The following is a 4482-nucleotide window of genomic DNA, read 5'->3' as shown; positions in this document are numbered from 1 at the left end:
GCCCACCACCGCGCGGCGCCTTGTCCACGTAGGTAAACCGGTAGCGGCGGGGGCAGTCCTCCCAGGTCCCGAGCCGGGCGGGGGTCACCCGCACCAGCGGACGCGCCCAGGCCTCCTCGCCGGACAGCACGTCGAACCCGAGCTGCTCGCCTGTCACCGGGGCCACGGTACCGAGGGGTCAGCCCTCGAGGACGGGGACCCCGCTCCCCTTGTCCACCAGGGCGTCCAGGGCCTCCGGCGCGGTCGTCTCGGCGGCGATCGGGGTGGTCTTGTTGGTCCCGTGGTAGTCCGACGAGCCCGTCGCGACCAGGCCGAGGTCCTGCGCGACCCCGCGCAGCGTCGCCCGGTCCTCGGGGCTGTGGTCGGGATGGTCCACCTCGACGCCCTGCAGGCCGATCGTCGCCAGGTCCGCCAGCACCGACAGCTCGATGACGCGGCCCCGCTTGCGCGCCAGCGGGTGCGCGAAGACCGGCACCCCGCCCGCGTCGACGATCATCTGCACCGCGCGCTCGACGGGGGTGTCCGTCTTCGGCTCGTAGTACTTGCTGCCGGTGCGCAGGATGTCCGCGAACGCCTCGTTGACCGACCCGACGACACCGGCCCGGACCAGCGCCTGCCCGAGGTGGGGGCGACCCGGCGTCGTCCCCGCGGGGACCAGGTCGAAGATGCGCTCGGCGTCGAGCTGCGGGTAGTCCGCGGCCACGTTGCGCGCCATCTTCTGCAGCCGCTCGACGCGCTCGGCCACCAGCCGCGCCTGCTCCTCGACGATCGCCGGGTGCCGCGGGTCGAAGAGGTAGCCGAGCAGGTGCACGGCCACGGTCGCCCGGTCGCCCGGGGTCTCCGGCCTGCCCGTGGGGCTCACACAGGAGAACTCCGCACCCCTGACCAGCCGCATCCCGGCGGGGAGCACGGCTGCGGCACGTTCCCAGCCACCGGTGGTGTCGTGGTCGGTGAGCGCGAGGGTGCCGATCCCGGCGGCGGCCGCCGTGGCGACCAGCTCCTCGGGCGTCTCCGTGCCGTCGGAGACGGTGGAGTGGGTGTGCAGGTCGATCAGGGCCACCGACCGAGGCTACGTGCCCTCAACGACGCCAGCGGTTGCGGGCCAGCATGCCGGTGGCGCGGGTCTTGCCCTTCTCCCCGAACACCAGCTCGGAGAGGGCCTCGTAGATCTCCTCGGGCCGCGGCATGTAGTCGATCTTGTTCAACGCCTGGATCTGACCGGCGGACTCCACGATCAGCGTGCCGTAGCCGAGAATGCGGCCGCCGAACGTGCGTTGGAAGGTCAGGTCGGTGACCTTCCCGAGCGGCATCATGCCGACGTTGTGCGTGATGATCCCCTGGGCCAGCATCACGCGCTTGTCCGTGATCACGATCCGCTCGATCCACCAGAGGATCGAGTTGACCACGAACCGCAGCACGGCGACGAGCGCCAGGTAGAACGTCAGGTTGTCGACGAGCGCCTCGCCCCAGCCACCGAGCCGTCCCTCCAGCAACCGGTCGATGAGGATCATCGCGATCAGGAAGAGGGCCGTCTGGGTGATGTGCGGGATCATGACGGCCCAGTGCTGACGCACGCGGATGACCCGCCGCTCGGTCGGCAGCAGGTACTCGTCGATCTCCCGTGGGGCGAGCATCAGCCCGGGGTCACCCCCTGGAAGAAGGTGATGATGCTGTTGCCGACACCCGCCAGCCAGCTGCCGATCCCGGAGACGGTGGACGACGCGCCGCCAGGGTTGGTGACGATGAAGAAGATCACCAGCACCAGGAGGAGAACCCCGACCAGCTTCTTGACGTTCACACGACCACCGTTCCGGCCCGAGGGAGCTTTCAAGATCCGAAATTACCGACATCCCGGCCAGGAGACATCGGCCGTGCGGGCAGCGTACCGTTTCGACCGATGACCGAGGGTAGCCGACACGTCGCCTGTGTGGGGGGAATCCTGCACGGCGCCGACGGCAGGTTGCTCCTGATCAAACGGGGCACGGAGCCAGGACGAGGTCTCTGGTCGATCCCGGGCGGCCGGCGGGAGCCGGAGGAGTCCGACCGCGAGGCGGTCGTCCGCGAGATGGCCGAGGAGACCGGGCTGGTGGTCGAGGTCGGCGAGCACCTCGGGACCGTGGTCCGCGGGCCCTACCGGATCGCGGACTACGCCTGCACCGCCGTCGGCGGCACCCTCGCCGCCGGGGACGACGCCGCGGACGCCCGCTGGGTGGACGCCGCCGAGTTCGCCGCGCTCCCCCTCGTCGAGGGTCTCGCGGACACCCTCGCCGACTGGGGCCAGACCCCCCTGTGAGCGGCGATCGTCGCCATGACGACCATCGCCGCTCACGACGTGGGGTCAGGTCTGCGGCACGGGCCGGCCGGGCTGCTCGCCGCCGCGGGCGTCCCCGTAGCTGCGCTTGGGCACCATGACCTTGCGGCGGAAGATGCAGACGACGGTGCCGTCCTGCTTGTAACCGATGGTCTCGACGTAGACCACGCCACGGTCGTCCTTCGACTTCGACTCGGTCTTGTCCAGGACCGTCGTCTCGCCGTAGATGGTGTCGCCGTGGAAGGTCGGCTTCACGTGCCGGAGCGACTCGACCTCGAGGTTCGCGATCGCCTTGCCTGAGACATCCGCCACACTCATGCCGAGCAGCAGGGAGTACACGTAGTTCCCGACCACCACGTTCTTGCCGAAGTCGGTGGTCTCCTCGGCGTAGTGCACGTCCAGGTGCAGCGGGTGGTGGTTCATCGTGATGAGGCAGAAGAGGTGGTCGTCGTACTCGGTGACCGTCTTACCGGGCCAGTGCTTGTACACCGCACCGACCTCGAACTCCTCGTAGTAGCGCCCGAACTGCAACGTCTTCGCCTCCATCGCCGACAGGTGGTACGAGGGCGTAATCTAGCCGGTGGCCCGCTCGAAGAACGGGCCCGCGCGACGACGGTCACCGGCGGCCCCGTCCGAAGGAAGAGGGAGGTGGACGCGATGGACCCCGCGCCAGGCAGTAGTACGAAGCGCGTCCCCGCCGGGCCCGAGGGCCTGTAGCGCCGCCTGATCCGAGGCGACCGGCGAGGCGTGCGCACCCCAGGTGTCCCCCGCCCACCCTCGCCGCAGGAGGTGCCCTGTGCCGCCCCTGTCCAACCTCCGCCCCGCCATCAAGGCCGCATCGCGCGGCCGGCTCCCCGGTCGCAACACCCACACGAGCGTCCTCCCGCGGCTGCGCGTGCCCATGTCCGCCTACGTCGTGGACTGCGGCGTGTACGTCGACGGCGAGCGGCTCCCCGGCCGCTGGAGCCACGACGCCGCGATCGACGAGGTCCGCGAGCGCGGGGAGGGCTTCGTCTGGATCGGCCTCCACGAGCCGACGGACGACCAGATCGAGGGCATCGCCCAGACGTTCGGCCTGCACGAGCTCGCCGTCGAGGACGCGGTGCACGCCCACAACCGGCCGAAGCTCGAGCGGTACGACGACTCGCTGTTCATGGTGCTCAAGACGGTCTGCTACGTCGGGCATGCCGAGCCGACCAGCGCGAACGAGATCGTCGAGACCGGGGAGGTCCAGGCCTTCGTCGGGCGGGACTTCGTGGTCACGGTCCGACACGGCAGGCACAGCGGACTGCAGGAGGTCCGGCGCAGGCTGGAGGACGACCCGGAGCAGCTCGCGCTGGGCCCCGCGGCCGTGCTGCACGCGATCGCGGACCACGTCGTGGACACCTATCTGGACGTCGTCGAGTCGATCGAGGACGACATCGACGACATGGAGGCGGAGGTCTTCGCCCCGCGCTCGACGATGGACCCCGAGCAGATCTACGTGATGAAGCGCGAGATCCTCGAGCTCCGCCGCGCGGTGATGCCGCTGCTCAAGCCGCTGCACAAGATCACCGAGGGGTACAGCTCGCTGATCCCGCACGAGGTGCGCTCCTACTTCCGGGACGTCGAGGACCACCTCTCGGGCGTCGCCGAGCGCGTGGTGGGCTTCAACGAGCTCCTCACCACGCTGGTCGACGCGGTGCTGGCCAAGACCTCCATGCGGCAGAACCAGGACATGCGCAAGATCACCGCGTACGCCGCGCTGATCACCGTGCCCACCATGGTCGCGGGCATCTACGGGATGAACTTCGACTACATGCCCGAGCTGCACTGGGAGTTCGGCTACCCGATGGTGATCCTCATCATCGTGGGCGCCTGTGGGCTGCTCTACCGCAACTTCCGGAAGAACGGCTGGCTGTGAGGAGCTGAGGGTCGAGTCGCTGTCCACGCCGGACCGTTCTAGCCTCGGCCCGTGTCCAAGCGTCAGCCACGCACCCCGCTCCGCCTGCTCGACCTGCCCCGGTGGGCCGAGCAGGAACCGTCGTGGAAGGCGGCGAGCCCGCCACTGATCCACGCGGCGACCGAGCGGGCGCTCGCGCGGCCGTCGGGTGGGTGGGTCGTGCTCTGCGGGAGCCGCGAGGTGCGGGCGGGCAAGGCGTTCGGGCGCACGGTGGCGGGCCGCGAGAGGG

The 4482-nt window shown here is 70.1% G+C and carries 6 protein-coding genes and 1 pseudogene; 3 read left to right on the top strand and 4 right to left on the bottom strand.

Translation table 11 applies throughout. The features are described from left to right. Positions 1 to 178: 178 nt before the first annotated feature. From H5J29_RS22025 to H5J29_RS22015, 3 genes are read right to left on the bottom strand one after another with little or no spacing between them, the layout of a single operon-like run. Positions 179 to 1060 carry a PHP domain-containing protein gene (locus H5J29_RS22025; RefSeq protein ID WP_181782941.1) on the bottom strand — a complete coding sequence of 294 codons (882 nt, stop codon included), beginning with the start codon at positions 1058 to 1060 and terminating at the stop codon, positions 179 to 181. Positions 1061 to 1079: 19 nt separating this feature from the next. Further along, entirely contained in the window at positions 1080 to 1634 is a 555-nt protein-coding gene (locus H5J29_RS22020) for a PH domain-containing protein (protein ID WP_181782940.1), read from the bottom strand. Then, positions 1634 to 1798, bottom strand: coding sequence for a hypothetical protein (locus H5J29_RS22015; protein ID WP_181782939.1), 165 nt, complete (start codon positions 1796 to 1798; stop codon positions 1634 to 1636). Before H5J29_RS22015 ends, H5J29_RS22020 begins: the two co-directional genes overlap by 1 nt. A 99-nt stretch (positions 1799 to 1897) precedes the next feature. Between H5J29_RS22015 and H5J29_RS22010 the strand changes: the two genes are divergently transcribed. Beyond that, positions 1898 to 2293: an NUDIX hydrolase gene (locus H5J29_RS22010; RefSeq protein WP_181782938.1), complete on the top strand. Its 396-nt coding sequence runs from the start codon at positions 1898 to 1900 to the stop codon at positions 2291 to 2293. 45 nt (positions 2294 to 2338) lie between these two features. Here H5J29_RS22010 and H5J29_RS22005 read toward each other — a convergent pair whose 3' ends face one another. Continuing rightward, on the bottom strand, positions 2339 to 2842 hold the full coding sequence (locus H5J29_RS22005) for a MaoC family dehydratase (protein WP_181782943.1): 504 nt from the start codon (positions 2840 to 2842) through the stop codon (positions 2339 to 2341). Between the two features lie 265 nt (positions 2843 to 3107). Here H5J29_RS22005 and corA point away from each other — a divergent pair, with 265 nt between their 5' ends. Both corA and H5J29_RS21995 read left to right on the top strand, forming a co-directional pair. Further along, positions 3108 to 4214, top strand: coding sequence for a magnesium/cobalt transporter CorA (corA, locus tag H5J29_RS22000; protein WP_376768558.1), 1107 nt, complete (start codon positions 3108 to 3110; stop codon positions 4212 to 4214). Positions 4215 to 4265: 51 nt separating this feature from the next. Beyond that, a pseudogene (locus H5J29_RS21995) lies at positions 4266 to 4482 on the top strand (2Fe-2S ferredoxin); the annotation flags it as partial.

Origin of the sequence: Pseudonocardia pini (assembly GCF_013870575.1) — a bacterium.
GTDB lineage: Bacteria > Actinomycetota > Actinomycetes > Mycobacteriales > Pseudonocardiaceae > Pseudonocardia > Pseudonocardia pini.
The sequence above is the reverse complement of the archived record's forward strand: the minus strand, read 5'-3'. Positions and strand labels throughout refer to the sequence as shown.

What these genes read in the sequence shown, in the direction of transcription:
- H5J29_RS22020 (WP_181782940.1), bottom strand. Translation starts at nt 1,634, where the DNA reads ATGCTCGCCCCACGGGAGATCGACGAGTACCTGCTGCCGACCGAGCGG.
- H5J29_RS22010 (WP_181782938.1), top strand. Translation starts at nt 1,898, where the DNA reads ATGACCGAGGGTAGCCGACACGTCGCCTGTGTGGGGGGAATCCTGCAC.